This is a genomic window from uncultured Schumannella sp. (assembly GCF_905479755.1).
Classification (GTDB): Bacteria; Actinomycetota; Actinomycetes; order Actinomycetales; family Microbacteriaceae; genus DCRR01.
The window spans coordinates 142040-167371 of the sequence record NZ_CAJQNT010000010.1 but is presented as its reverse complement, the minus strand read 5'-3'; the positions used below and the strand labels follow the sequence as shown (position 1 = coordinate 167371).

The 25332-nt window shown below is 68.0% G+C and carries 27 protein-coding genes; 7 read left to right on the top strand and 20 right to left on the bottom strand.

Features of this window, described 5'->3' with window-relative positions; all coding sequences use genetic code 11:
- Window positions 1-34 precede the first annotated feature (34 nt).
- The 4 genes from QZ258_RS03735 to QZ258_RS03720 all read right to left on the bottom strand — a co-directional run bounded on the left by QZ258_RS03735 (window position 35) and on the right by QZ258_RS03720 (window position 2656).
- Window positions 35-694 (bottom strand): M23 family metallopeptidase, encoded by a 660-nt coding sequence (locus QZ258_RS03735; protein WP_294179133.1) that lies wholly within the window; start codon window positions 692-694, stop codon window positions 35-37.
- A gap of 122 nt (window positions 695-816) precedes the next feature.
- Window positions 817-1476, bottom strand: a complete 660-nt coding sequence (locus tag QZ258_RS03730) for an NAD(P)/FAD-dependent oxidoreductase (protein ID WP_294179132.1) — start codon at window positions 1474-1476, stop codon at window positions 817-819.
- Window positions 1473-2138, bottom strand: coding sequence for a thioredoxin domain-containing protein (locus tag QZ258_RS03725; protein WP_294179131.1), 666 nt, complete (start codon window positions 2136-2138; stop codon window positions 1473-1475). Before QZ258_RS03725 ends, QZ258_RS03730 begins: the two co-directional genes overlap by 4 nt.
- Before the next feature lie 125 nt (window positions 2139-2263).
- Window positions 2264-2656 (bottom strand): hypothetical protein, encoded by a 393-nt coding sequence (locus tag QZ258_RS03720; protein WP_294179129.1) that lies wholly within the window; start codon window positions 2654-2656, stop codon window positions 2264-2266.
- 178 nt (window positions 2657-2834) lie between these two features.
- Here QZ258_RS03720 and QZ258_RS03715 point away from each other — a divergent pair, with 178 nt between their 5' ends.
- The gene (locus QZ258_RS03715) at window positions 2835-3437 is read left to right on the top strand and encodes a vitamin K epoxide reductase family protein (protein WP_294179128.1); all 603 of its coding nucleotides are present in this window, start codon (window positions 2835-2837) and stop codon (window positions 3435-3437) included.
- Window positions 3438-3475: 38 nt separating this feature from the next.
- Here the strand turns inward: QZ258_RS03715 and QZ258_RS03710 are convergent, their stop codons facing one another.
- Window positions 3476-5521, bottom strand: coding sequence for a heavy metal translocating P-type ATPase (locus tag QZ258_RS03710; protein ID WP_294179126.1), 2046 nt, complete (start codon window positions 5519-5521; stop codon window positions 3476-3478).
- Window positions 5522-5601: 80 nt separating this feature from the next.
- Here QZ258_RS03710 and QZ258_RS03705 point away from each other — a divergent pair, with 80 nt between their 5' ends.
- Window positions 5602-5892, top strand: a complete 291-nt coding sequence (locus QZ258_RS03705) for a helix-turn-helix transcriptional regulator (protein ID WP_294179125.1) — start codon at window positions 5602-5604, stop codon at window positions 5890-5892.
- Window positions 5893-5903: 11 nt separating this feature from the next.
- Here QZ258_RS03705 and QZ258_RS03700 read toward each other — a convergent pair whose 3' ends face one another.
- The 4 genes from QZ258_RS03700 to QZ258_RS03685 all read right to left on the bottom strand — a co-directional run bounded on the left by QZ258_RS03700 (window position 5904) and on the right by QZ258_RS03685 (window position 9342).
- Window positions 5904-7064 (bottom strand): peptidoglycan DD-metalloendopeptidase family protein, encoded by a 1161-nt coding sequence (locus QZ258_RS03700; RefSeq protein ID WP_294179123.1) that lies wholly within the window; start codon window positions 7062-7064, stop codon window positions 5904-5906.
- 232 nt (window positions 7065-7296) lie between these two features.
- Window positions 7297-7728: a hypothetical protein gene (locus QZ258_RS03695; RefSeq protein WP_294179121.1), complete on the bottom strand. Its 432-nt coding sequence runs from the start codon at window positions 7726-7728 to the stop codon at window positions 7297-7299.
- Between the two features lie 371 nt (window positions 7729-8099).
- Window positions 8100-8561: an NUDIX domain-containing protein gene (locus QZ258_RS03690; RefSeq protein WP_294179117.1), complete on the bottom strand. Its 462-nt coding sequence runs from the start codon at window positions 8559-8561 to the stop codon at window positions 8100-8102.
- Window position 8562: 1 nt separating this feature from the next.
- A complete protein-coding gene (locus QZ258_RS03685; RefSeq protein ID WP_294179115.1) occupies window positions 8563-9342 on the bottom strand; it encodes an SDR family oxidoreductase in 780 nt (259 codons plus the stop codon).
- A gap of 105 nt (window positions 9343-9447) precedes the next feature.
- On the opposite strand from QZ258_RS03685, the gene QZ258_RS03680 reads away from it, so the two are divergent.
- From QZ258_RS03680 to QZ258_RS03665, 4 genes are all read left to right on the top strand, one after another.
- Window positions 9448-9954: an NfeD family protein gene (locus QZ258_RS03680; protein WP_294179113.1), complete on the top strand. Its 507-nt coding sequence runs from the start codon at window positions 9448-9450 to the stop codon at window positions 9952-9954.
- A gap of 23 nt (window positions 9955-9977) precedes the next feature.
- Window positions 9978-10889 (top strand): SPFH domain-containing protein, encoded by a 912-nt coding sequence (locus tag QZ258_RS03675; protein ID WP_294179111.1) that lies wholly within the window; start codon window positions 9978-9980, stop codon window positions 10887-10889.
- Window positions 10890-11663 carry a glycerophosphodiester phosphodiesterase family protein gene (locus QZ258_RS03670; RefSeq protein WP_294179109.1) on the top strand — a complete coding sequence of 258 codons (774 nt, stop codon included), beginning with the start codon at window positions 10890-10892 and terminating at the stop codon, window positions 11661-11663.
- Between the two features lie 176 nt (window positions 11664-11839).
- Entirely contained in the window at window positions 11840-12214 is a 375-nt protein-coding gene (locus tag QZ258_RS03665; protein WP_294179106.1) for an RNA polymerase-binding protein RbpA, read from the top strand.
- 66 nt (window positions 12215-12280) lie between these two features.
- On the opposite strand, the gene lnt is transcribed toward QZ258_RS03665, so the two are convergent.
- The 9 genes from lnt to QZ258_RS03620 form a co-directional block, all read right to left on the bottom strand.
- On the bottom strand, window positions 12281-13891 hold the full coding sequence (lnt, locus tag QZ258_RS03660) for an apolipoprotein N-acyltransferase (protein ID WP_294179104.1): 1611 nt from the start codon (window positions 13889-13891) through the stop codon (window positions 12281-12283).
- Window positions 13892-16354, bottom strand: coding sequence for an RNA helicase (locus QZ258_RS03655; protein ID WP_294179160.1), 2463 nt, complete (start codon window positions 16352-16354; stop codon window positions 13892-13894).
- Between the two features lie 15 nt (window positions 16355-16369).
- Complete coding sequence (tatC, locus tag QZ258_RS03650; protein WP_294179158.1) at window positions 16370-17125, bottom strand: twin-arginine translocase subunit TatC; 756 nt, start codon at window positions 17123-17125, stop codon at window positions 16370-16372.
- A gap of 45 nt (window positions 17126-17170) precedes the next feature.
- Window positions 17171-17380: a twin-arginine translocase TatA/TatE family subunit gene (gene tatA / locus QZ258_RS03645; protein ID WP_294179102.1), complete on the bottom strand. Its 210-nt coding sequence runs from the start codon at window positions 17378-17380 to the stop codon at window positions 17171-17173.
- 74 nt (window positions 17381-17454) lie between these two features.
- The gene (locus QZ258_RS03640) at window positions 17455-18438 is read right to left on the bottom strand and encodes a YafY family protein (protein ID WP_294179100.1); all 984 of its coding nucleotides are present in this window, start codon (window positions 18436-18438) and stop codon (window positions 17455-17457) included.
- Window positions 18431-19426, bottom strand: coding sequence for a YafY family protein (locus tag QZ258_RS03635; RefSeq protein WP_294179099.1), 996 nt, complete (start codon window positions 19424-19426; stop codon window positions 18431-18433). The genes QZ258_RS03640 and QZ258_RS03635 overlap by 8 nt, the downstream gene beginning before the upstream one ends.
- A 29-nt stretch (window positions 19427-19455) precedes the next feature.
- Entirely contained in the window at window positions 19456-20385 is a 930-nt protein-coding gene (locus QZ258_RS03630) for an FKBP-type peptidyl-prolyl cis-trans isomerase (protein WP_294179097.1), read from the bottom strand.
- A 63-nt stretch (window positions 20386-20448) separates the two neighbouring features.
- Window positions 20449-21441: a tRNA (adenine-N1)-methyltransferase gene (locus QZ258_RS03625; protein WP_294179092.1), complete on the bottom strand. Its 993-nt coding sequence runs from the start codon at window positions 21439-21441 to the stop codon at window positions 20449-20451.
- Complete coding sequence (locus tag QZ258_RS03620) at window positions 21438-22118, bottom strand: HAD family phosphatase (protein WP_294179091.1); 681 nt, start codon at window positions 22116-22118, stop codon at window positions 21438-21440. Before QZ258_RS03620 ends, QZ258_RS03625 begins: the two co-directional genes overlap by 4 nt.
- Window positions 22119-22188: 70 nt before the next feature.
- On the opposite strand from QZ258_RS03620, the gene QZ258_RS03615 reads away from it, so the two are divergent.
- Window positions 22189-23052, top strand: a complete 864-nt coding sequence (locus tag QZ258_RS03615; protein WP_294179090.1) for a proteasome assembly chaperone family protein — start codon at window positions 22189-22191, stop codon at window positions 23050-23052.
- A gap of 13 nt (window positions 23053-23065) precedes the next feature.
- Here the strand turns inward: QZ258_RS03615 and QZ258_RS03610 are convergent, their stop codons facing one another.
- The gene (locus tag QZ258_RS03610) at window positions 23066-23920 is read right to left on the bottom strand and encodes an undecaprenyl-diphosphate phosphatase (RefSeq protein WP_294179088.1); all 855 of its coding nucleotides are present in this window, start codon (window positions 23918-23920) and stop codon (window positions 23066-23068) included.
- A 32-nt stretch (window positions 23921-23952) separates the two neighbouring features.
- Window positions 23953-25254, bottom strand: a complete 1302-nt coding sequence (locus QZ258_RS03605; RefSeq protein ID WP_294179087.1) for a M20/M25/M40 family metallo-hydrolase — start codon at window positions 25252-25254, stop codon at window positions 23953-23955.
- Window positions 25255-25332 lie beyond the last annotated feature (78 nt).

The following is a 25332-nucleotide window of genomic DNA, read 5'->3' as shown; positions in this document are numbered from 1 at the left end:
CACCCAGTCGTCGTTCACCGCTGACAGAGCTCACTCATCCTGCGTTCGCGCTGAGCCAGGCGAACGGGTCGACCTTCTGGCCGTCGACGTCGATTTCGAGATGCAAGTGCGCGCCGGTGACCTGCCCGGTAGCACCGACGAGCCCAACGAACTCCCCGACCTTCACCACCTGGCCCGCTACCAGCGGGCTCGAGCCGCGCTGCATGTGCGCGTAGCTGCTCACCACCGTCTGCCCGTTGATCCGGTGCTCGAGGACGACGTAGTTCCCCCACGACCCGTACCCGTCGACGGACTCCTTGACCACCCCTTCGGCGATGGCATAGATCGGCTGCCCGGCACCAGGGTCGAAGTCGACGGCGGTGTGGTAGCTCGAACACCCGCTGCAGGGTGGGGGACGGTATCCGAAGTCGGACGAGATCCGCACGGGGGTGGGGAAGGGCCATCGGATCGGACCCGACCATGTGGTCGTGTAGGTCAGGGTGTACTGCTGGCGGAGGAGTTCGGCGCGGGTCGTGACCCCGTAGGCATCACGGGACACGGGGCCGTTCGAAGCTTCGCTGAGATTGACGAACGCCTGCGCGGGCAGCTCGGCGGCGGGCGCCGACACGACGGCAGACGCGGAAAGACCGCTCGCGGCCGGCAGCGCCGCGGCGAGCAGCAAGAGGGAGACGAACCCGAACGACGCCGCGCTCATCACCTGCGCTCCGAGCGACCGACGGGCGCCAGCCTTCCCACCGCGGCCGGGTTGGGCACGATGACGCCCCGCCCGACGAGGACGTAGCGCCGACAGACGGATGCCAAGGCGTCTCATCGTCCTCACGATCGCGTTTCCCCTTGATCGCTTGAGAGGCCGGCCTGCGGGAACCGGGCGAGCGTCACCTGGTGGGAACTCGAGAGCTCGCGAGCGATCTGACGGCCGGTGTTGCCGGCGCCGACGATCAGCACCGATCCGTCGGGAAGCTGCTTCGGATGGGTGTAGTCGTCGCTGTGCAGATTCCGTCCCGGCACCCGGACTCGGCCGGCGAACTCGGGGAACCGAGGCTCCGCGAACGGGCCGGTCGCGGCCACGACGTTACGGGCCTCGACCTCGCCGACGTTCGTTATGAGGGTCAGCCGATGCCCGTGCGGGTCGACCTGGACGCCATGAACCCTGGTATTCCACATGGGGAGGAGGCCGAGCTGGGCGGCGTAGTTCTCCAGATAGTCGGCTACTTCGTCGGTTCTCGGGTAGTGAGATCGGGGGCCAGGGAAGGGAATGCCGGGCAGCGAGGAATGCCTGGCCGGGGTGAACAGCCGGAGGGAGTGCCATCGTCGAATCCACGCACGATCGCCTGCGGCGCTGGCGTCGACGATCATGAAGTCGACCTGTGGCTTCAGCCCGGTGCGGGCCAAGGCGTGTCCCATCGCGAGCCCGGCCTGACCGGCGCCCACCACGATTACCCGCTTCAGCCGGAGGTCCTCCAGCGGCGACGTCAACGCCCTAGTTCCGCTTCAATCGCCTCTCGAAGGTCATCGAACGAGGTCAGCTGTACCATCCGGTCGTTGACGAAGAAGGTTGGGGTGGAACCGACGCCGAGCGCCACGCCATCATCGAAGTCTGATTGCACCCGCTCGGCTGTGGCCGGATCGGCCACAGCGGCGTCGTACTCCGCTAGGTCCAGACCGAGCTCCTCGGCGAACTGACGGAACAGCGCCGCCCGCGACTCTTGCGCTTCACCCCACTCGGCCTGGGTTTCGAACATCCGCTTGTACATCGCCTCGAGCTGACCCTGCTGAAAGGCGGCTTCCACGGCTATCGCGGCGTTCTTCGAGTTGAAGTGACCGGGCAGCGGGAAGTAGCGGATGGCGAAGGTGATCTGCCCGGAGAACTCTGCGCGCAGATCCTCCACCACCGGGTAGAAGGCTCCGCACGCCTCGCACTCGAAGTCGAGGAACTCGACCACGGTCACGGCGCCGGCGCCACCGTCATCCAGAATGTGGCTGTCCTCTCGGATGGCAGAGGCGGCAGGGGGCGCGGGGCTGCCTTCTGTTTCGGGACTGGGCGGTTGGGCTTGCAGGATCGCGACGACGATGAAGGCAATCACGATGAGAACTATCGCGCCGGAGAAGACGAGGGCGACTTTAACGTTGGTGTTCATTCGGGCTCTCTCCAAGGCTTATGGGACACATCAGGTAGAGCGCGCCGGGAAGCGGGCGGGCGCGCAGAGAACGACGGCACGAGCAAAGGGCGCACAGCGCCGCAAGCTTTGGTGCCGGTTCGGGCCTACGTGCGGCTGATGGAGAGAGCGATCAGGCTGGGTCGTGGAACGCCGGCGACACCCGGTGCCGCGTCGATGATGGTCGCGGGAAGAGATCGTGCGGCTGCGATGAGCCTTCTGAACAGGTCCGCCCGCCACGCCCGCGCGGCCATGAGGGCCAGGCCCAGCGCACAGCAGGCGATCAGTACGATGCAGCCCGTGGCCAGCCCGACAGCGATGTCCCCGACGATGAAGTCGGGCGGTGCGTGACCTTCTGCCGACACCGGCTGATGAGCGGTCTTGAGCTCCACCACAACCGCGTGGCCGGGCGCGCTTTGAGCGGTCTGGGCATGATGCGCAGCCATCACGCCCAGACCGATCATCATGAGCGCCAGAACGACCGTGATGAGCCGCGTCATCGCCGCAGGCCCCGGCGGGGCCTGCAAGCAAAGGGAGGGTGTAAGGCTCATCGAAATAATACTACTGTGCCTTCTCCACGGTCGAGTGCGAGGTCGGGCGAGGAGCGCGACGCGGGTCGAAAGGACAGCGTCCGTAGGCTTGAGACCTGACGGCACCGAGTGATGGAGGAATATGGCCATGACACCCAGCGATGCTCGGCGTCCTCGGCCGGCGCTAGGGCTAGCGGTCGTCCTGCTTGTTACGGGCTCGATCGGCTGGATCGGCTCCGCGGCATTGCTCATCGAGCGTATTCGGAGCCTGCAGAACCCAGGCACGGCTCTGAGTTGTGACATCAGCCCCTTCGTGTCCTGCGGTGCCCTGTTCGACAGATGGCAGGCATCGCTGTTCGGCTTCCCCAACCCGCTCCTGGGAGTCGCCGGCTTCGTCGCGCCGATTGCCGTCGCGGCCGGCCTCCTTACAGGCGCGCGGTTCGGCTCCTGGTACTGGCGACTGTTCACCCTCGGCGTGTTCTCGGCGTGGGTCTTCGTCACCTGGCTCTACACCCAGAGCGTCTACGTCATCGGCGTGCTCTGCCCGTACTGCATGGTCGTCTGGGCCGCCACGATCCCGATGTGGTGGTACTTGCTCGCCTGGGGGCTCAAGCACGGCACCATTTTCGGGGACCGCACGCGGCGGGTGGGTCGGCAGATTTTCCCGTTCGCTTGGGTGGCGGTGCTCGCCAACTACGCGGTGATCGTGCTCACGATCCTCGTGCAGTTCCCTTCTGTCCTCTCGTTGTAGGGCGGGCTGGCCTAGGTGAACGAGGCCCTGGCTTCGAGCTAGCTGCCCGTACTCGGGCCGGGCATCCCTGGGCGGTCCTCGTGGACGATGCCACGGTGCTCGCCGTCCTTCTCGAAGCGCAGCAGCCGTAGAGCGTTCAGCACCACGATGATCGTCGAGCCCTCATGCACGAGCACGATAGGTCCCATCTCGAGTCCGATGAGGCTGGCGGGCACGAGGAATGCGACGATCGCCAGAGCCGCGATGAGGTTCTGGCGGATGATGCGTGCTGTAGCCCGGCTGAGCCGGCGGATGAACGGCACTCGGCCCAGGTCGTCGGACATCAGGGCGATGTCCGCAGTTTCGAGCGCGACGGTGGAACCCGCCGCCCCCATCGCTATGCCGATGGTCGCGTTCGCCATCGCGGGGGCGTCGTTAACGCCGTCGCCGACCATGCACGTCAGTCGGCCGCCTCTTCCCAGCTCGCGGATGGCGGCGACCTTATCCTCGGGGAGCAGCTCACCCATAGCCCGGTCGATCCCGACGGCCTCCCCGACGGCGGTGGCCACCTGCTGGTTGTCGCCCGACATCATCACGAGCTCGCTCACTCCGTCGCGGCGCAGGGCCTCGAGCGTGTCCCTCGACTCCAGTCGGGGCTGGTCCATGACCCCGATGACGCCGAGAAAACGGCCCCCGCGAGAAATGACCATCGTGGTGCGGCCTAGTCCCTGCAAACGGTCGACATCCGCGGCGACGTCGGGCGGAAGCGTGAGGCCGGCATCCGTCATCATTCGGAGGTTGCCGACGAGGATCTCATCGCCTCCGATCATCGCGCGGACTCCCCGGCCGGTCACGCCTTCGAGGTCCTTGGCGACCAGCGCGTCGCCGGCGGCGACGCGCGCCGAGAGGTCGCGGACGATCGCTCCCGCCAGCGGGTGATCGCTGAGCGACTCAACCGCGACTGCCACCGCCCGCAGCTCGTCGACGCGCGTCCCAGGAGCGGGAGCGAGGTCCGTGACGGACGGGTGGCCCCAGGTGAGCGTCCCGGTCTTGTCGAAGGCGATCGCCCGCACCTTCGCGAGATTCTCCAATGGGCCTCCGCCCTTGGTGAGCACCCCCGCCCGCGCCGAGCGGGCAAGCCCCGCCAGAACTGCTGCAGGGGTAGCGATCGCCAAGGCGCACGGGCTCGCCGCGACGAGCACGACCATCGCGCGATAGAACGCGTCGGCGAAAGGTTCGCTGAGGACGACAAGACCGAACGCCAGAACCGCGAGGACGCCAAGTATGACCGCAGGGACATAGATTCGCTGGAACCTGTCGATGAACCGCTGTGTGGGGGACTGGGTAGTGTCGGCCTCCCGGACCAGGGCGACCACCCGTGCGAGTGTGCTGTCGCTGGCTGCGGCGGTGACCACCATGTCGAAGGCGCCAGGTCCGTTCACCGTGCCGGCGAACACCCGCGACTCGAGGGCGACGCCTTCCGGGCGCGCGAGCGCGGCGGTGGAATCCGGCACCGCCGCCTTCTCCACCGGGATGGACTCGCCAGTGACCGCAGACTGGTCGATTGCGGTGTCACCGACGCTGACGAATCCGTCTGCGGGAACTCGAGAGTTCGGTCGTACCACCACGACGTCACCGAGCACGAGGGCTTCCACCGGGCGTTCTTCGACGACTCCTCCGACGCGCACGGCCGCGGTGCGAGGGGCGAGCGCCGCAAGCGCCTCGATCGACTTCGTTGCCCGAGACATGGCGTACTCCTCGAGCGCGTGGCCGAGGCTGAACAGGAACAGCAGCACCGCACCTTCGCCGAACTGCCCGACGGCCGCCGCACCGACTGCGGCGACGATCATCAGGAAGTCGACCTCGAAGCGCCCGCGTCGCACGGCACTGAACGCTTCGATCACTGTGAAGTAGCCGCCGAAGAAGTACGTCGCGAGGAACAGCGGGATGTACACCGCCCCCGGCGCCCCCACGGCATATTCGGCGATGAGGCCAGAGGCGTAGGTGACGCCTGCCGCGATGGCGAAATAGAGCTCCCAGGGGCGGCCGGTGCGGGCGCTGTCCTGCGAGCTGGTACTTGCATCCACGGGTTCTGCCTTAGTCATCCCCATAACATATCACTACTGATAAATATCAGCATGATATGATCTTAGGAATCGTTATCGTGAGGGAGGGAAGGAGCGTGATGCAACTCGACGCTGACGAGGCCGAGCACATCGCCGAGGTTATGAGCGCGCTGGCCACCCCGGCACGGGTGCGTATCCTCGCCCGGCTGCTCGACGAGCCGGCAACTGTCGGTGAACTCGTCGAGGAACTCGGGCTCGGACAGGCGTCGGTATCCAATCACTTGCGCATTCTCCGCCACCTGAATCTCGTGGTCGGAGATCGCGATGGGCGGCATGTGATCTACCGACTCCAGGATGACCACGTGCGGGCGATGATCCAGCAGATGCTTAGCCACACTCGTCACCCCTAGCGCGGAAAGCATCAACCGAACACCACTCCTTGATTCCGCAGGAAGGAGAGTGGGTCGATCGGCGTGCCGTTCTGACGGAGGATCAGATGAAGGTGACAGCCGGTGGATAATCCCGTCGTACCAGCATTTCCGATGTTCTGTCCCGGACCTACCGATTCGCCCATCCGCACCCCGATTCCGCCGTTCTGTAGGTGGGCGTAGCCGGTGACATACCCGTTGCCGTGGTCGATCTGGATGTAGTTGCCCAGGCCGCCGTTCGGGCCTGCATAGGTCACGCGGCCCCCGGCGGCCGCGTAGATCGGGGTTCCGCAGTAGTTGCCGCCGGAGATGTCCAGCGCGCCGTGGAAGCTGCTTGCCCCCGCGATCGGAGGCGGTCGCCAGCCGAAACCTGACGTGATGTACCCGCGCGCCGGTAGAGCCCATCCGCTTGCGGTTACGATCCCCGCAGCGCCGGCACCCCATCGCTCCTGTATGCCCTTGTTGTAGTCGGCCTCGGTAGCCCGGCGGTTCTCGCTCAACACCGCGAGCTGCGCGGTCAGCCTGGCTTCGTTCTCCTCCTGCTCGATGAGGATGGCTTCCGCCTCCAGGGCCGCCGCTTGAGCGGCCTCGAACGCAGCGAGCGCCTCATCCTGAAGCTTCTCGAGCTCGGTTTGCGCGACGACGGCCTGATCCTCGAGTGCCCTGGCCGTGTTCATCAGCTGGGCAGCGCGATCGTAGAGCTGGGAGTTGGCCTCCACCAGTTTCGCGACGAGACCGAGCCCGTAGAGCAGCGATTCGGGGTCCGGGGAAGAGAACAGCAACGTGGCGGTCAGATCAAGGCCGCCGGATCGCTGTGTGGTCCTGATGAGAGCGGCGATCTGAGTTCGCGCGGTAGACATCTCCGCGGCCGCGGCGTCGGCCTGGGCCCGCAGCCCCTCCGCGACAAAAGCCTGCTCATCTGCGGCCTCTTGCGCACTCGACCAGCGGGCGCCCTGCTCGGCCGCGATCTGCTGTGTGCGCGTCGCTTCCTCTCGCAGCCCGGCGAGCTGTGCCTGGATGCTTGTGATCAGGGTCTTCGTCGACGCCTCGGCCGACTGCGCTGCCCGCACGTCGTCCCAGGAGGGATAGTGGTTGTCCGCGCGAGCGGACGCTGTACCTGGCCCGAGGACGGCAGCCAGAAGGAAGGAGGCCACGCAGGTCGCGCGTAGCGCGATCTGGAGGGCTCGGCTCCACGATCTCCGGGCCCGAATGCTGCTTGACCCCTTCGCGTGCGTTCCGGCGCGGGCGTCATTGTGCCTGACCCTGCTGTTACTCAAGGATGCGTCTCCACGGCTTCAGCGCCCACGTTGGATGGGCGGGCTCGAACGTTGGTAGGAGGCTCGGCGCTTCGCTATTCCCGAATCGGTAGCGAAAGGCGCCGGAGCGTCACGTCCGGCTGATGGAGAGGGCGAGGAGCGAGATGGCCGGCCTCGATTGCGAGATCCTCGGCGATCGGGGAACCGACGTCGTGCGGGGCCGCGCGAGACGCGCTGACACGATCTGCGAGAACGATCGTCTGGCCACGAGCATGGCGCAGCAGATGATGATGAACACACAGCCGGCGATCAGGAGGGACTCGAGCCCTCCTGATGCGATCGGGCTCTCCCAAACGGCCGTGGCCGGATCGGGGGATGCGGCAATAGGGCCTGGTGCCCCGACCTCAAGGATCGTGGTCGACGGTGCCGACGGCGAACTCGCATGGTGTACGGCGCCCCCGACCACGAAGGCGAGCGCCAGCGAAACGAACGTTGCCAGCACGAAGGCCCGCGCCACTCGCATCAGTGGCGACGAGCCCTGTCCCGATCCGCCGTGCGTCATCGACTCCACGGTAACTGGCACACGCACACGAGTCGCAGCCGTGCGCGGCGCGTCCCGAGACTCAGGGGGTATCGCGGGGCTGGCTCGAACTGACATAATGAAGATTATCGGATGCGAGCCACAGGGGCCGAACGGGGCCCATCTGCACGGGTCAGGCGCGGCTTGTCGCCTGGTGGTGTCCGGGTTGCGCAGCGCAGCGACGGCGATTCGGGCGCCAACAATGACGAGCGGGACCCGTCGATGCCGCTGTCGGCGCACACGAGGGCGCTCGGAGCGCCCCGGTGCCGCGTCAGGCGGACGGTGTGAGCAATCCCGGTGTCACGGTGCTCCGAGATTCCACCGTCGTAGCTGACATAACGAAGGCGCCCCCGTCAGCCAGCGAGTCGCGCGAGCCCCGTGCGCACGAGATCCGCCAGACGGGCGGGCTCCAGCTCGAACCCGTCGACTTCGCCGCCGTCGAGTTCCGCCAGCGGGATCCAGCGCCACTCGACGATGTCGACGCGCTCCTCGTCGGTCCACTCCTCGCGGGACGGCTCGAACTCGGTGACCCGCTCCAGATACCAGGCCCAATGACCGGTCTGGTACGGATGCCAGCGCTGATCGGGGTCGAAATCCTCGTCGAGGAACGGGGCCCCGACCGTCTTCAGGCGCAGCCCGGTCTCTTCGTAGACCTCGCGCTTCGCGGCGTCGTCGTGCGTCTCCCCCGGGTCCACTCCCCCGCCGGGGGTGATCCAGCGCGGCGGGACGTCCCGCGTCTTGCCGTACTGCAGGAACATGAGCACGCGATCGTGCTCGTCAACGAGCAGGACGCGCGAGAGCGCCCGGTGCGCCATCTCAGGCCTGCTGGAAGCCGCTCACGTCGCCGACGTAGCGCGTGTTGTCGGCGGGAATCGGGTCGATCGCCGCGTGGGCGACCTCGGCCGCGAACTCGGAGACGGTGAACAGCTTGCCCGCCTCCTCGCGACGCGCTTCGATGGCGCCGGGGCGCGCCCGGTCGAGCAGCGTCGCGGTGATGGTGCCTTCGATCATGTCGCCCGACACGACGACGAACTCGATGCCCTTCTCGGCAAGCATCGGCAGTCGCTCGCGCAGTGCATCCTCGCCCGCGCGCTTGCTGCGGGCGACCGGCTCGTACTCGGGCATCGTCGAAACCGTGTTGATGAAGTGCGCCTGGTGGCTCGTGACGAACACGACGCGACCGCCGGCCTTCATGAGCGGCAGCGCCGACTCGAGCACGTTGACCTGGGCGTCGCGGTTCAGGCGCAGCGCGTAGTCCTCGCCCATGCCGCTCTCCATGCCGCCGGAGGCATTCAGCACGAGCAGGTCCAGTCCGCCCCAGGCCTCCTCGATGGTTCCCATCATGGTCGCGACCGACTCCGGCGAGGTGAGATCGGCGCCGATGGCGAGCGCCTCTCCCCCGGCGTTGACGATGCTCGCGACGACCTTGTCGGCGCGCGGCGCCTTGGCTCGGAAGTTGATGACGACCTTGGCGCCGGCGGCGGCGAGATAGCCCGCCGTGTCGGCGCCGATCCCACGAGAGGATCCGGTGACGAGGGCGCGAACGCCGTCGAGAGAGGCGGGAGGGAGGACGGTCGAGTCTGCGGCGCTGTTCACGAGTCTCGACTGTAGCAATCCCGAGGCCGCAACTCGTCCCCGCCCGCTGTGCCCGGGGGTGATAGCGTCGAGCCAACGTCGGAAAGCGCCGACGGAGCACGAAGGGTGAACGCGCCGATGTGGCTCGATCTGACGCAGTATCTGTGGATCATCTGGCTGGTGTTCGTCTTCCTGTTCATCGTCGTCGAACTGCTCACCCTCGAGTTCACGTTCCTCATGATCGCCGCAGGCAGTCTGCTCGGCGGGCTCGGCACGAACCTTCTGGGCGGCCCGTGGTGGCTGCAGATCGGCCTCGCCGCGGTCATCTCCGGGCTGCTGATCTTCACGATCCGTCCGCTGCTGCTGAAGGCGCTCAAGAAGAGCGCCGACCCGGCGAAGAGCAACGTGGATGCGCTTTTCGACCTGGGAGGCCGCGTCACGACGCGCTTCGTCGAGGACGCGGGAATCGTCAAACTCGACAACGGCGAGACCTGGACGGCCCGGCTCGCTCGTCAGGCTCCCGATGCCGCGCTGGACGAGGGCGACCGCGTCGTCGTCACGCGCGTCGACGGCGCCAGCGTCGAGGTCGCCCCCGAAGGCTCTGCCGAAGCGCCCGGCTCCCCCGGCGTCTGAGTTCACCCGCGAAAGGATCTCTCATGGAATTCGGTGACATCATCGGGCAGCTGTTCATCATCGCCCTGCTGGTGGTGCTCGGCGTCTTCGTGCTCACCACGCTGTTCCGCGCGATCCGGATCATCCCGCAGGCCTACGCCGGTGTCGTGGAACGGCTCGGGAAGTACCACAAGACCCTCTCCCCCGGCCTCAACATCCTGGTGCCGTTCATCGACCGGGTCCGTCCGCTCGTCGACATGCGCGAGCAGGTCGTCTCATTCCCGCCGCAGCCGGTGATCACCGAGGACAACCTCGTGGTCTCGATCGACACGGTCGTGTACTTCCAGGTGATCGACGCGCGCGCGGCCACCTACGAGATCGCCAACTACCTCGGCGCTGTCGAGCAGCTCACGACCACGACGCTCCGCAACGTCGTCGGCGGCCTCAACCTCGAAGAGGCGCTCACGAGCCGCGACAACATCAACGGGCAGCTGCGCATCGTGCTGGATGAGGCGACCGGCAAGTGGGGCATCCGCGTCGGCCGCGTCGAACTGAAGGCGATCGACCCGCCGCACTCGATCCAGGACTCGATGGAGAAGCAGATGCGCGCCGAGCGCGACCGTCGCGCCGCGATCCTGACGGCCGAGGGCACGAAGCAGTCGGCCATTCTCGAGGCGGAGGGTGCGCGTCAGGCGGCGATCCTGCAGGCCGAGGGTGACGCCAAGGCCGCGGTGCTGCGTGCCGAGGGTGAAGCGGAGGCGATTCGCACCGTGTTCGAGGCGATCCACAAGGGCAACCCCGACGAGAAGCTCCTCGCCTACGAGTACCTGCAGATCCTCCCCAAGCTCGCCAACGGCGACTCGAACAAGCTCTGGATCATTCCGAGCGAGCTCACCGAGGCGATCAAGGGCATCGGCAACGGTTTCCTCCGCGGGGCGACCCCGCCGTCGAAGTAGGTGGTCGCCGAATCGGGGCCGTCGGTCTTCTTCGACGCCCCAACGCCGCGCGTCCTCGCCCATCGCGGTCTGGCCGTCGACGCGCCGGAGAACACCCTGCTCGCCTTCGCGCGTGCGGTGGCGCTCGGCGTCACCCACATCGAAACCGATGTGCATGTCTCGGCGGACGGCGTCGCGATCGTCAGCCACGACGCCGACCTGACGCGGGTCGCCGGTCGTGATGCCACCGTCGCGCAGCTGACGGCAGCGGAGCTCGCGGAGGTGCCGCTCGGCGAGGGGCAGGGGTTCGTGACCCTCGCCGAGGCTCTGGATGCCTTCCCCGACACCTGCTTCAACATCGACATCAAGACGGCGGGCGCCGCTCTTCCTGCCGCGGCCGCGATCCGAGACCTCCGCGCGACGCGCCGGGTGCTGGTGTCCTCCTTCAGCGAGTCCCGTCGCCGTGCGGCCGTGGACGCACTCCCGGGGGTGGCGACCTCGCTCTCGGCAAGCCGCGCGATTCCCGCCGTGCTCGCGGCCCGAGCAGGCGCCATCGCACCGCTGCGAGGCATCCTGGGCGGCGTCGATGCCGTGCAGTTCCCGTTGCGGATGGCGGGGATCCCGGCGATCACGTCACGCTCGGTCGAGAGCTTCCACTCCGCGGGCATCGAGGTGCACGTGTGGACGATCAACGACGCCCCGACGATGGTGCGGCTGCTCGAGATCGGCGTCGATGGTCTCGTCTCGGACCGCTCCGACACGGCTCTCGCCGTGGTGCGCGAGCGTGCATCCTGAGCGACGCTCGGGGGAATCTCGCAATCCGTCACGAGGCGGCTGTGAAAGGACTGTAAACAGACCCGTCGAGGCATGTTCCTCGCCACGCTGACGTTATACATGAGTGCCGGATCGGCGAGCGTGCGGCAATCCGCCAGCGCTCGCTTCGATCGGGAGAGCGCAGAGGAGGCCACACGATGGCAGATCGTAGTTTGCGCGGCATGCGACTTGGTTCACAGAGTCTCCAGACGGAGGACGGTGTCGAGTTCTCGCCGCGAAAGAAGAGCATTTACCGAACCGACGACGGCAAGACCTTCGAGGTCACCTTCTCGTCCGACGCCGAGGTGCCGGAGACGTGGGAGTCGCCGCGCACCGGTCTCGAGGGACGGCTCGTCGCGGAGGACGGCACACTCGTGCAGTCCGACGAAGCCGAGACCAAGGCTCCGCGCACTCACTGGGACATGCTGCTCGAGCGCCGCACGCGCCCCGAGCTGGAGGAGCTCCTGCAGGAGCGCCTCGAATACCTCCGCGCGCGCCGCGGAGCTTCGAAGACCGGTCGCAAGACGGCATAGGTCTCCCGCCGAACGACGGGTCTTCGCAGGGCCGCTGTCCTTTCGGGCAGCGGCCCTTTCGTGCGCTCAGCGGCGCGTGACGCGCCGACCGGCGAACGCGGCGAGCAGAAGCCCGATGAGTCCGAGCGCGGAGACACCCCACTCGATCTGACGTCCCAGAAGCACGGCCGGAGTGGTCGAGGTCCCGAGCGGAACATCGACCACCATCGCGTCGGCGGTGTACCAGGTCAGCTCGTCCAGGATCGTCCCGTCGGGGGCGATGATCGCGCTCGTGCCGACCGTCGAGATGCTGACGACGGAACGGCCCAACTCGATCGCGCGGATGTGCGCGATCGCGAGCTGCTGGAGGCTCTCGTCGGTGCGCCCGAAATCGGCGTTGTTGGTGGGCGCGAAGACCAGATCCGCACCCTCGCGCACGGTGTCGGTCATGACCTGGTCGTCGACGATGTCGAAGCAGATCGCGACACCCGCCAGCAGGCCGTCATCGAGTTCGAGCACCGTGTCGGTGGTTCCCGGGGTGTACTCGCGCCCGATCAGATCGATCAGGTCGGGGGCGAACTGGCGCCAGAAGTCACGATCCGGAACGTACTCGCCGAAGGGCACCGGGTGCTTCTTGTCGTAGTAGTCGCCGGCGCCCTGCCCGTCGCGCCAGACGACCGCGGTGTTGAAGTACTCCGTGTCGGTCTCGGGGTCTCCCCCTTCGGGCAGTCGTGCCGTGATGATGCCGGAGACGAGCGGAGCCCCGGCGCGCTGCGACACCTCATCGAAGATCCGCGCCGCCGAGGCGCTGCGGAGCGGGTCGAGGTCGCTGCCGCCCTCGGGCCAGACCACGACGTCGACGTCGTCGCCGTAGGTCGGTTCGGTTGCGGCCACCTGGGCGAGCAGGTTGTCTCCCGTGCGTTCAGGCGGATCGAAGTAGCTCGTCTTGCCATTGCCCTGCACCGCGGCGACGCGGATGGTGCCGTCGGCGGCGGAGGGGAACGCCGGAAACACGAGTGCCACGAGCACGAGCGCGACGTAGGCCGTTCCGAGCCGCAGAGCGGCGACGCGCGTCCCGGTGGTGACCACCTCGAGTCTGCGCCCTGCGGCGACCACGTGCCAGGCCTCCTGTGCGAAGGCGAGCCCGGCAGCGGCGAGAAAGACGAGGACGAAGCTCACCCCCGAGACGCCGAGCCACGCGAACAGCGGCGCCACCGGGCTCTCCGACTGCGAGAACGCGACACGTCCCCAGGAGAACCCGCCGTAGGGCCACACGCTGGCGATGGCCTCCCGGGCGGTCCAGAGTCCCGCCACGATCGCGGGGACGAGCAGCAACCGCCCGGCCGGGCCCGACCAGACACGCGGCGCCCAGCGGTAGACCAGGCTGATCGCGGCGGTGCCGAGCATCACCCAGAGTGCCATCAGCGTCGACAGTGCCGACCACGGGATCGGCCCCAAGAACAGCGTGGCCCACTCGATGTGCGGGAAGTAGAACGCGGCCCCGAAGACGAGCCCGACGAGCAGCGCGGCGCCGGGGCGCCGACCCTGGGCGGCGAGCAGCGCGAGTGCGACGGCCGGAATCGCGAGCGGCCACCAGCCCCGATCGGGGAACGAGGCATCCAGGATCGGTCCCGCGGCCGCGGCGACGATGAGCGCGACTCCCAGGGGAAGCGGCGCGCGGGTGGTGTCGGGCGTCATTCAGGCGACTCCGGAGTACGCGACGATGCCACGACGGATCCCGTCGATGGCGTGGCGGGCGGTGCGGCCGAGCTCGCCATCGGCCACGAGCGAGAGCTGGTCGAGCAGGTCGACAGCCTGCTTCATCCAGCGGATGAAGTCGCCGGCGGCAAGATCGGCGTCGCGGAGAACCGCGTCGAGCGATGCGCCCTGGGCCCAGCGATAGGTCGCCAGCGACAGGCCATGCGACAGTGGTCCGGAGCTCGGCAAGCGCCGATCCTCTTCCATGATCGACAGCTCTGCCCAGATCGTCTCGGTGGCCTCTTTCGCGGCGCGGAACGGACCGCGCGGGAGGTCGCGGTCCTGGATGTCGCGTTCTTCTCGTCTCGGCTCGAAGACGAGGGAACTCGCGAGCGCGGCGAGGGCGGGAGCATCGAGCCCCGCCCAGGCTCCGCGCCGCAGACACTCCGCCACCAGCAGGTCGCGCTCCCCGTAGATGCGGCGAAGTGCGCGACCGGGGGCCGTCGCGCCCCAGACGCCGTCGGTGTGCTCGAGATAGCCGAGATCCAGCAGGAGGTCGCTGATCCGATCGAACACGACCGACACGGCACCGGTGCGACCGCGGATCTGGGAGCTCAGCTGGTCGTTCTCGCGCTTGAGGCGCCACCAGCGCTCGGCCCAGCGGGAGTGCGCCTCGCGATCGTTGCAGCTGTGGCAAGGGTGCTGTTTCATGCGGCGACGCAGGTCGGCGATCTGGCGCTGACGCCGGTCGCGCACTCCGCGGCTCTCGCCGCCGATCTCGGAGCCGCGTTTGCCGCCGCGGCCCTCGCTCCGTGCGTTCTTGCGCTCGAGGTCGCTGAGTTCGCGGCGCAGCTTCGAGTACTCGGGGAAGTCGCCGAGGTGGCAGGTCATCGCCTCGGCGTAGCCGCGCAAGGCCTCCTCTTGCTTGCGCACCCGGCGCGCGAGATCGACGACGGCCCGGTCGGCCTGGAACTGGGCGAAGGAGCTCTCGAGGATCTCGCGCGTGCGCTCCCGACCGAACTGTTCGATCAGGTTCACGGCCATGTTGTAGGTCGGGCGGAAACTGGAGTTCAGCGGGTAGGTCCGCCGCGAGGCGAGCGAGGCGACGGCCTGCGGATCGAGTCCGGCGGCCCACTGGATGACCGCATGCCCCTGGGTATCGATCCCGCGCCGCCCGGCGCGGCCGGTCAACTGGGTGTACTCCCCCGGTGTGATCGGAACACGCGCCTCGCCATTGAACTTCTCGAGCTTTTCGAGCACCACGGTGCGCGCCGGCATGTTGACCCCGAGCGCGAGCGTTTCGGTCGCGAACACCGCCTTGAGGAGCTTGCGCTGGAAGAGCTCTTCCACGATCTCTTTGAAGGCGGGGAGCATGCCGGCATGGTGGGCCGCGACGCCGCGCTGTAGCCCGTCGAGCCACTCCCAATAGCCGAGCACGCTGAGGTCGGGATCGGGAATCGGGCGGGTGCGCTCCTCGACGATGGCGCGGATCTCGTCGCGCTCCCACTTCTCCGTGAGCCGGATTCCCGATCCGACGACCTGTTTGACGGCCGAATCGCATCCGATTCGGCTGAAGATGAAGAAGATCGCCGGCAGCAGTTCTTGCGATTCGAGGATCTTGATCAGCTCGGGACGTCCGATCCGATCTCCTCCGCGATCACGGAAACCGCCGCCGGAGCTGCGCCGGTAGCGGTCGCGTCCGGGATGCTGGCGCGGATACGGTGCGCGGCCGCCGCTGGAGGCGAGACGCACGAGTTCGGGGTTCACCCGGAGAGCCGTCGAGTCGGCCGTGCCATCGAACAGGTCATGCAGCTTGCCGCGCACGAGGACGTGCTGTTCGAGCGGAACCGGCCGCTCCTCCGAGACGATCACCTCGGTGTGGCCGCGCACCGCCTGAAGCCAGTCGCCGAACTCCTCGGCGTTCGACACGGTCGCGCTCAGCGAGACGAGACGCACCGCGGGCGGGAGGTGGATGATGACCTCCTCCCAGACGGCCCCGCGGAACCGGTCAGCGAGATAGTGCACCTCGTCCATCACGACGAAGGCGAGGTCGGTGAGCAGCGCCGAGTCGGCGTACAGCATGTTGCGCAGCACCTCGGTCGTCATCACGACGACGCGAGCGCCCGAATTGATGTTGCTGTCGCCGGTGAGCAGCCCCACCTGCGCGGCCCCGTGCTCGGCAGCCAACTCGCTGTACTTCTGATTGCTGAGCGCCTTCATCGGCGTCGTGTAGAAGACCTTGGCGCGCGGATCGCGCAGGGCGAGGTGGACGGCGAACTCGGCGACAATCGTCTTTCCCGCGCCCGTGGGAGCGGCGACCAGGACGCTGTTGCCCGCTTCAAGCGAGGCGCAGGCATCGCGCTGGAACGGATCCAGGTCGAACTCTTGACGCGCGCGGAACCGCTCGACCTCGGGACTGCCCTGGCGGGCCTTCGCCCGGGCGTAGCGCTCGGCGGGTGTCAGGCTCACGCTCTCACGCTATCCCTCGCCGACGAACGCCGCTTGGCGCTTCGCGACGCGTCGGTCGTGGAGCAACGCGATGCCGACCGCGATGAAGTAGAGCAGGATCATCGGGATCGCCAGCAGGAACATCGAGATGACGTCCGCCGCGGGAGTCACAATGGCGGTGAAAATGGTGATGGCCAGGATCGCCCACCGCCATCCCGCGAGAATGGCGCGGCCGGAGAGCACCCCGACGAAGTTCAGCAGTACCAGGAACACCGGAAGCACGAACGCGATGCCCGCCGCGATCACCAGTTTCAACACGAAGTCGAGATACGTGCGGGCGTCGAACAGCGAGGTCGACTCGGCAGGGATGAAGCTCGCCATCAGCTCGACGATGTGGGGCAGGATGAACCACCCCGTCGCGCAACCGCCGAAGAACAGCGGGACGGCCGAAAAGAAGAAGCCGAAAGTGTAGCGCTTCTCCTTGCGCGTGAGACCCGGGACGAGGAATGCGAAGATCTGGTAAAGCCACACCGGGCTCGAAATGACGAGCCCGACGACGAGCGCGATCTGCAGGTGCTGTTCGAAGCCCCCGGTGATCGTGCCGTAATTGAGGTTGACCTCCGCGGTGTCGATCCCGCGCGCGGCGGCGATGCGCACGATCGGGTCGTAGAGCGCGGCCCACACCGGGTCGTAGAGGAACCACCCGCCGATCGCGCCGAGCACGATCGACAGGGCGGCGCGCATGAGCCGCTTGCGAAGCTCAATGAGATGTTCGCCGAGCGACATCCGGCCTTCGGCCGTGCGACCGCGCCGCGTTCGAGCGGCCACGAGCTACTTCGAGTCGGACGACTTCTGGTCGTCGTCATCCGCGGCCTTGGAGGCCTCGGGGGTGGTCGTGTCGTCGCTCTTGATCTCGTTGCGGAAGATCTTCATCGACTGGCCGACGCTGCGGGCCAAGGCGGGGAGCTTGGTGGCGCCGAACAGGAGCAGCACGACCACGAGCACAATGAGGAAGTGCCAGCCGGAGAGGTTGCCGAGCATGGACGATGTCCTTCCGTTCGGAGGGTCGCCGTGGGATCCGACGTCCGTCAAGTTCTCAGGCCATTCTAGGCCCGTCAGCGGTAGCGGGCCGCGCCCTCCGCCGCCCACGCGCGAACAGCCTCGCGGGCCTCCGGCGGCGAGACGACGACGACCATGCCGGGAAGGCCCGCGACGAGGCGCTTCAGACCGTGGAAGTGCGAGACGCGGAGGGTGGCGCGCATCCGATCGCCGTGCGCCTCGACGGCTGCATCGTCGTGGAGGTAGTCGTCGAGCAGCGGCATCGCGGCGCTCGCGACCTCGATTCTGACGTCGAGGTCGGTCAGCGAGGCGTCGAACAGCGTCTCGGGAACCTGAATCTGTCCGGCGTGATGCTCGATCGGTTCGTCGGTGACGACGGCGCTCGCGATGCGATCGACGCGGAACGTCCGGACGGCGCGGCGCAGGTGGCACCACCCGCGTACATACCAATCGGCATCCGCAGATTCGACGCGCAGCGGGTCGATCCGTCGACGTTCGCGTTCGCCGCGCGCGTTGAGGTAGTCGAACTCCAGTTGCACCCCGCGCTCGACCGAGGCGCGCACGAGGCTGAGGGTCGCATCCGAGTGCATTGACGCGTCGACGCCGAGCGGGCTCGGGGCCGACGACGCGCTGCGTGAGAGTTTCCCCAGCAGTGAGGTGAGCGCGGCACGGTCGGCATTCTCGGGAACGGCGGAAAGATACTGCAGGCCCGCGATCACGGCCGCGGCCTCGCGCGCCGAGAACCGCGGCGAGCCGTCGATCGCGACGCGGTGAGTCAGCACGATCTCGTCGTCGTCCTCAAACGAGTCCCAGGAGATGTCGAACAGATCGCCGTGCTGGTACTGCGCGGTGTCGCCGGGCACGCCACTCATCGCGATCAGTCGAACAGCTTCGCGGATCTGCTCGGGCGTCATTCCGAAGTGCTCGGCAGCTTCGGTCACCGACACGCGCTCATGGTCGACGAGCCACGGGACGAACGACAGCAGGAAGGTGAGCTTGTCGCGAGCGAGCAGCGGCGGGTTCTTGCGCGCCTCAGCCATGGAGCTCCGCCGTTCGTTCGAGTCGTTCGCGCACGGCCTCGCGCAGTTCGGGGGGTGACAGCACGAGAACCTCGGGACCGAATCCGCTGAGCTCATCGGCCAGAATCGCGCGATCGACGAAGTGCAGTCGCAGTCGGTTCGGGCCGATGTCTTCGGCCGTGGTCCGACGCGCGAGGCGCAACGCGGCGTCGGAGCCGGGAACGACCTCGACGTCGGCGAACTGCGTCGTCGCGAGCGCGTCGAGTCGCGCGACGGCCTCGGCGACGTGATCGCCCGGCGGGATGTCGACCGGCTGTCCGGACGTGACCTTGCCCACGATGCGGCGCAGCAAAAACATCTTGGGCGTACCGCTGTCGAGTTCGCGCGCCGACAGGTGCCAGCGCCCCTCGTAGTTCACGAGCGCCAGCGGCAGAACGGCGCGCGTGCGCGCCGCGTGCTCCCCCGGCTTGAGGTAGTCGAAGCGCACGCTGACACCGCGGTCGATCGCGGCGGTCAGAGGTTCGAAGGCCAGGTCCCCCAGGCGCACACGCGGTGCGAAGCCGATCACCGGCTCCGTCGTGGCCGCGCCGAGCGAACGCAGCTTGGTGAGCGCGCGGCGCGATTCGGCGGAGAGTGAGCCTTCTCGCCACACCCGGGCCGCCAGGGTGAGCAGCGTCGACTCTTCCGGGGTGAAGGTGATGTCCTCGGGAAGCTCGTAGCGTCCGCGCGGGATGCGGTAGCGCTTCAACTGGTTGTTGCCGGGATCGCTCGGCGAGTCGATGGTCTCAAGCGGAACCCCGAGCTCACGGATGTCTTCCTTGTCGCGCTCGAACTGGCGCTCCAGGTTGGCGTTATCGTGACCGTCGCGATACTTCTGGCTGTAGCCGTGCACCGTCTTGAGGATGTCGTTCTTCATCAGACCGACATCCGTCGCTAGCAGGGCGAGAACGAGGCTGAAGAGCCGTTCCTCGACCGGGACGCGAGCAGGTGGGGTCGACACGGATGTCATCCTAGAGCGCGCGGCAGGCGGGGTGAGCGCTACTCGACGATTCCGAGCACGTCGATCACCATGATCGTGTTCGCGGAGCCCTCGGTCGCCGGCGGGGAGACCATGAGCAGCTGTGAGCCGACCGTGGCGCCGGTCACGGCGGCGAGGAAGCCCTCGGGAAGCTCGTCCGAGCTCACGGTGAAGGTCGCCGCGGTGCCTTCCGACCAGGACGAGGACGAGGCGGTTGCCTCGCCGCCCGCCGCGGGCCAGTTCCAGACGGAATAGTGCGCGACGATCACGTCGCCCTCGGCGACGGTCGCGCCGCCGCCGAGCTTGATCGTGGCGGTCTGGAGCTCCGCCGGCGGCGCCGAGCTCGGCACGCTGATGCCCGGCGTTCCATCGACCGCCGTGACGACGATGGGCATGCCGTCGACCGGGAGCTGGTTGACTCCGTCGGCCTTGCCGAGGTAGATCGCGGAGACGTCGAAGACGAAGACGAGCGTGTCATCGTCGGCGATTCCGTTCGCCTCGAGCGTTCCCGCGCCATAGCCCTGCTCCGCGGTCATGGTGAGCGCGAAACGTTCGCCGGCCTGTGCGCAAATCAGCGCGGCCTGCACCGCGGAGTCGGTCACCGCCGAGATGAGGGTCGGGCTGGTCGTGTCGTAGGCGGTTCCGCCGAGCGGGGTGACCGCGCTGCCCGCGTAGATCGTGAAGTCGGCCGCCACCTGCGAGCCCTCGGCCGCCGGAGTGCCCTCACCGGCCTCGAGGGTGGCGCGCTGGGCACCGTCCGTCACGAGCGGCGTCGGAAAGTCGACATCCGGCGCCGAACCGAGCGCACCCGTCGCCGTCACGAGCCGCGCGGAGTCACCGGCGTCGTAGGCGGGCGTGCAGCCGTCGATCGCCGCGGGACCGGAGGCGGTGCACGCCGACAGGGTCGCGACGAGAGCAGTGGCGGCGAAGAGTGCGGGAATCTTGCGCACGGAGAGATCCTGCTTTCTGGGTGCTAAATCGGTGGGCTGCCGTGGGGCTGAACCGCCACCACTCTAGCCGTTGCCCTGTGTCTCCTCGGTCGCCGCGCGCGCCTCGGCGATCGCCCCGGCCTCGCGCACGACCTTCCGCAGTCGCTTGTCGCTCTTGACGCGGTCGCCGACGGCTCCCGGGGTCCAGAGCTCGACATCCTCGTCGCCGTACTCGCTCTTGGACGCGCGACGTGCGACGGGCGGCAGCACCGCGCCGGGCGCGAGTCGCCGCGCTGTCAGCAGGAACGCGGTGTGCCCGACCATGCGGTGATCCGGACGGACGGCCAGGCCCTCGACATGCCATCCGCGCACGATCGTCTCGCTGGATTGCGGATCGGTGAACGCGCGGGTGGCGCGGATCGCTTCGGCAACGCGCGAGAGCTGCGTGACGGTCGCGATGTAGCACAACAGCACGCCACCCGGAGCAAGAGCCTCGAGGGCGACGTCGAGGCACTCCCAGGGGGCGAGCATGTCGAGAATGACGCGGTCGACGGAGGCCGGTTCCACCACGCGGGGCAGGGCCTCGACGAGATCGCCGATCTCGATGCTCCAGTTGCCGGGGGTCTCCCCCGTGTGCGCCGTCACATTGGCGCGCGCGACATCGGCGAACTCCGCGCGGCGTTCGAAGGAGATCAGCTCACCGTGATCGCCGATGGCGCGCAGCAGCCACATCGACAGTGCCCCCGAACCGACCCCCGCCTCGACGACGCGCGCGCCCGGGAAGATGTCGGCCAGAGCGAGGATCTGGGCGGCGTCCTTCGGATAGATGATCGCGGCGCCGCGCGGCATCGACATGACGAAGTCGGACAGCAACGGGCGCAGGGCGAGGTACTGGTCACCGTTGCTCGCGCTGACGACCGAGCCGTCGGGCGCGCCGATCAAGGAGTCGTGATCGAGCATGCCCCGATGGGTATGGAACACGCCGCCGGGGGTCAGCGAAATCGTGTGCAGGCGGCCCTTCGGTCCGGTGAGCTGCACGCGCTCGCCGGTGCGGAACGGGCCCGAAAAGCGCGTCATCGTCGCGCGCCGCTCTGGTGGGCCGCGAGGACCGCGTTCAGATCACTCGGCACGCGGTCGCCCAGGCCGTCGGGCCACAGCGTGTAGGCGGTGCTCTCCGGCAGCGAGATGTGCAGCGGCACCGCGATCGTCGCCACATCCGCGGCGACGGCCGAGGCGACGCCCGGTTCGGAGTCCTCGAATGCGATGCAGGCGCTCGGCTCGACGCCGAGCAGTTCGGCGGCGCGGAGGTACGGCTCCGGATGTGGCTTGGGCTCCTCGACCTCGTCGCCCGCGACGATCACATCGAAGCCCTCGAACCCAATCGCCTCGGCGACGAGACGCGCCATCCGGCCGATCGACATGGTCACGAGCGCCGTCGGGATTCTCGCATCGCGCAGCGCGAGCAAGAACTCGCGCGAACCCGGACGCCACGGCACCTCGGCGCGGATCTGCTCCGTGACGCGGTCGGTCATCGTCTGGATGATCTCCTCGACCGAGAGCGCGACGCCGCGGGATCGCAGGATCAGGGCCGAGTGCTCGAGGCCCTGGCCGACGAGTTGAACGGCATCCTCATGGGTCCACACGCCGCCGTAGGCCTCGACGAGGTCGTGCTCGGCGCGCATCCAGTAGGGCTCGGAATCGATCAGGGTGCCGTCCATGTCCCAGAGGACGGCGGCGGGCGAGGTGTCGGTCACGAGCACTCAGTCTAGGCGCGGCCTATTCTGGTGGGGACGCGAGCAGACCGGCCCGCGGGAGGATGTGAGAGTGACTGACGCATCGGGTTTCGACGACGGCTCCGTGCTGATCGTCGCCTTCGAAGGCTGGAACGATGCGGGCGAGGCGGCCAGCGGCGCCGCCCGTGCGGTGCGCGATCAACTCGAGCTCGTTCCCCTCGTCGAGGTGGAGCCCGAGGACTACTTCGACTTCCAGTTCAATCGGCCGACCGTCTCGTTCGACGACTCGGGCGAACGCATTCTGGAGTGGCCGACCGTGACGCTGTACGGCCCGCCCGGAGGCGGACCGGGCCTGCATGTGCTGCTCGGCACCGAGCCGTCGCGGGGCTGGAAGACCTTCGCGAGCGAGGTGATCGACGCGCTCACCACCGCCGACATCTCCGGGATCGTGTTCCTCGGCGCCATGCTCGCCGACGTTCCCCACACGCGTCCCATCTCGATCTTCGTCAGCAGCGAAAGCTCCGAGTTGCGCGCGGACTTCGAGCTCGAGCGCAGCACCTACGAGGGGCCGGTGGGCATCATCTCGGTGCTGTCGATGGCGGCTCAGGCCGCCGGCATCCCCAGCATGTCGATCTGGGCCTCGGTGCCGCACTACGTGCACAACGCGCCCTCGCCGAAGGCGCAACTGGCGCTGATCTCGCGGCTCGAAGACTTCGTGCCGATCGTCGTTGCGCGCGGCAACCTCGTCGAGGAGTCGGCGGCCTGGGAGAGCGGGATCGATGCGCTCGCCGGTGATGACGACGACATGGCCGCCTACATCTCGCAGCTCGAGCAGGCACGCGACACCGTCGACTCGCCGGAAGCCAGCGGCGACGCGATCGCCGAAGAGTTCGAGCGCTATCTGCGCAAGCGTGACGGCAAGGCCGGCGGCGAGGACCGCCCCGGCGGGCCGTAGCCTCCGCGGTTCGCTAGTACGCCTGGATGACGCCGAGCGACAGCAGCACCAGGAGCGCGACGCCGAGCACGAGTCGGTAAATCACGAACGGCAGGAACGACCGGGTCTTGATGTAGCGCATCAAGAAGGCGATGATCGCCAGCCCGACCCCGAACGCCACGACCGTCGCGAGAATCGTCTCCGGCCAGCCGTAGGGCGATTCGTCGGGTTCGCGCAGCGCCGTGACGAGCTCGTAGAGCCCGCTCCCGAACACCGCGGGCACGGCGAGCAGGAACGAGAACTCGGCCGCCGCGGTGCGGGTGTAGCCGAGCGCCAGCCCCGCACTCGTCGACGCGCCGGATCGCGAAACCCCGGGGATGAGCGCGAGCATCTGGGCGAAACCGATCGCGATGCCGTGGCCGTAGCCGAGATCCTCGAGGTGACGGGTGCGGCGTCCCAGCCAGTCGGCGACCCCGAGCAGGATGCCGAAGACGATCAACACGATCGCGACGAGCCACAGTGAGCGGAAGGCTCCGCGGATGTACTCCTGACCGAAGTACCCGACGATCACGATCGGAATCGTGCCGAGGATGATCAGCCAGCCGAGCCGCACATCCGCATCGCCCTTCAGGATCCCCGCCGAGTGCGAGCCGCCGCGGGCTCCGAAAGAACGGAACCACTTGGAGAGGATGCGTCCGATCTGCTTGCGGAAGAAGATCAGGACCGCCAATTCGGTCCCGAGCTGCGTGATCGCGGTGAAGGTCGCGCCGGGGTCGGTGGCGTTCGGCAGGAACTCCCCCACGATGCGCAGGTGAGCGCTCGAGGAGATCGGAAGGAACTCGGTCAGACCCTGCACCAGGCCGAGGATCAACGCCTCTAAATAGCTCACGATCGTCGATTGTGTCAGGAGGAAGGCTCAGATCAACAATCGAGGAGGAAGTCGCGCAAGACGGCGTGGCCGAACGACAACGCGTCGAGCGGAACCCTCTCGTCGACCCCGTGGAACATTGCCGGGAAGTCGAGGTCGGCGCTCAGTTTCAGGGGCGCGAAACCGTAGCCGTCGATGCCCAATTTGGCGAGCGCCTTGTTGTCGGTTCCGCCGCTCATCAGGTACGGCAGGATGGGCGCGCCCGGGTCGTGGCGGTGCAGTGCCGCGACCATCCGGTCGACGATGTCGCCCTCGAAGGGATTCTCCAGCCCCACGTCGTGGTGCACGATCTCGATCTCGATCTCCGGGCCGATCAGTTCGCGGATCTGCGCGAGCACCTCGTCCTCCTGCCCGGCGAAGGGGCGGACGTCGATGAGCGCCTCGGCGCGATCCGGGATCACGTTGTGCTTGTATCCCGCGTTCAGCAGTGTGGGGTTGCTCGTCACCCGGAGTGTGCCAAGCAGAAAGCCGGCCGCCGAGCCGCTGCGCTCCACGAGGTCGACCGGATCGGTGTCGGCGGGTGCGCCGTGCATGCGGGCGAGTTCGGCCAGCAGGGCGGAGGTCGTCGTCGTGAGGTGCAGCGGCCACTCGCGCTCCCCCAGCTTCGTCACGGCCCGGGCGAGTTTCGTCACGGCGTTGTCGTGGATCACCCGCGAGCCGTGTGCGGCGACGCCGTGCGCGGTCAACCGGATCCAGAGGAGCGCCTTCTCGCCGGTCTGCAACAGGTAGGCGCGTTGCCCGGCGACGTGCACCGAGTAGCCGCCGACCTCGCTGACCGCCTCCGTCGCCCCGGCGAAGAGCTCGGGCTTGGAGTCGACGAGGTAGTGCGAGCCGAAGTCGCCGCCGTTCTCCTCATCGGCGAAGAAGGCCACGATCAGCTCCCGGGCGGGCAGCTGGCCGCTGCTCAGGATCTCGTCGAGAGAGGTCAGGATCATGGCATCCATGTCCTTCATGTCGACCGCGCCCCTGCCCCAGAGCATGCCGTCGCGGACCTCGCCGCCGAAGGGATCGACGCTCCAGTTCGCCGGATCGGCGGGAACGACGTCGAGGTGGCCGTGGAGCACCAACGCGGGCCGCTCGCTGTCGCGCCCGGGAACTCGGGCGACCACGCTTGTGCGCCCGGGGGCCGCGTCAAAGAGCTGCGGCTCGAGGCCCAGACGGCGGAGCTCGGCCTCGACGTACTCGGCGGCGACCGTCTCGCCGGCGGACTTCCCCTCGCCCCAGTTCGTGGTGTCAATCCGGATCAGATCGCGCGCGATCCGAGCGGTGGCATCGAGCTCCGTGTCGGCGGTCATGGCACCACGCTAGCCCGCCGAGGGCGTCACGCAGTACGTCGTCGTCGTGCTAATCTCGTTCCTCGGTGCTCCTCGCGG

What these genes read in the sequence shown, in the direction of transcription:
- QZ258_RS03710 (WP_294179126.1), bottom strand. Translation starts at nt 5,521, where the DNA reads ATGACTAAGGCAGAACCCGTGGATGCAAGTACCAGCTCGCAGGACAGC.
- tatC (WP_294179158.1), bottom strand. Translation starts at nt 17,125, where the DNA reads ATGTCGCTCGGCGAACATCTCATTGAGCTTCGCAAGCGGCTCATGCGC.
- QZ258_RS03665 (WP_294179106.1), top strand. Translation starts at nt 11,840, where the DNA reads ATGGCAGATCGTAGTTTGCGCGGCATGCGACTTGGTTCACAGAGTCTC.
- QZ258_RS03690 (WP_294179117.1), bottom strand. Translation starts at nt 8,561, where the DNA reads ATGGCGCACCGGGCGCTCTCGCGCGTCCTGCTCGTTGACGAGCACGAT.
- QZ258_RS03675 (WP_294179111.1), top strand. Translation starts at nt 9,978, where the DNA reads ATGGAATTCGGTGACATCATCGGGCAGCTGTTCATCATCGCCCTGCTG.
- QZ258_RS03720 (WP_294179129.1), bottom strand. Translation starts at nt 2,656, where the DNA reads ATGACGCGGCTCATCACGGTCGTTCTGGCGCTCATGATGATCGGTCTG.
- QZ258_RS03640 (WP_294179100.1), bottom strand. Translation starts at nt 18,438, where the DNA reads ATGGCTGAGGCGCGCAAGAACCCGCCGCTGCTCGCTCGCGACAAGCTC.
- QZ258_RS03605 (WP_294179087.1), bottom strand. Translation starts at nt 25,254, where the DNA reads ATGACCGCCGACACGGAGCTCGATGCCACCGCTCGGATCGCGCGCGAT.
- QZ258_RS03725 (WP_294179131.1), bottom strand. Translation starts at nt 2,138, where the DNA reads ATGAACACCAACGTTAAAGTCGCCCTCGTCTTCTCCGGCGCGATAGTT.
- QZ258_RS03695 (WP_294179121.1), bottom strand. Translation starts at nt 7,728, where the DNA reads ATGACGCACGGCGGATCGGGACAGGGCTCGTCGCCACTGATGCGAGTG.
- lnt (WP_294179104.1), bottom strand. Translation starts at nt 13,891, where the DNA reads ATGACGCCCGACACCACCCGCGCGCCGCTTCCCCTGGGAGTCGCGCTC.
- QZ258_RS03715 (WP_294179128.1), top strand. Translation starts at nt 2,835, where the DNA reads ATGACACCCAGCGATGCTCGGCGTCCTCGGCCGGCGCTAGGGCTAGCG.
- QZ258_RS03705 (WP_294179125.1), top strand. Translation starts at nt 5,602, where the DNA reads ATGCAACTCGACGCTGACGAGGCCGAGCACATCGCCGAGGTTATGAGC.
- tatA (WP_294179102.1), bottom strand. Translation starts at nt 17,380, where the DNA reads ATGCTCGGCAACCTCTCCGGCTGGCACTTCCTCATTGTGCTCGTGGTC.
- QZ258_RS03625 (WP_294179092.1), bottom strand. Translation starts at nt 21,441, where the DNA reads ATGACGCGCTTTTCGGGCCCGTTCCGCACCGGCGAGCGCGTGCAGCTC.
- QZ258_RS03735 (WP_294179133.1), bottom strand. Translation starts at nt 694, where the DNA reads ATGAGCGCGGCGTCGTTCGGGTTCGTCTCCCTCTTGCTGCTCGCCGCG.
- QZ258_RS03635 (WP_294179099.1), bottom strand. Translation starts at nt 19,426, where the DNA reads ATGACATCCGTGTCGACCCCACCTGCTCGCGTCCCGGTCGAGGAACGG.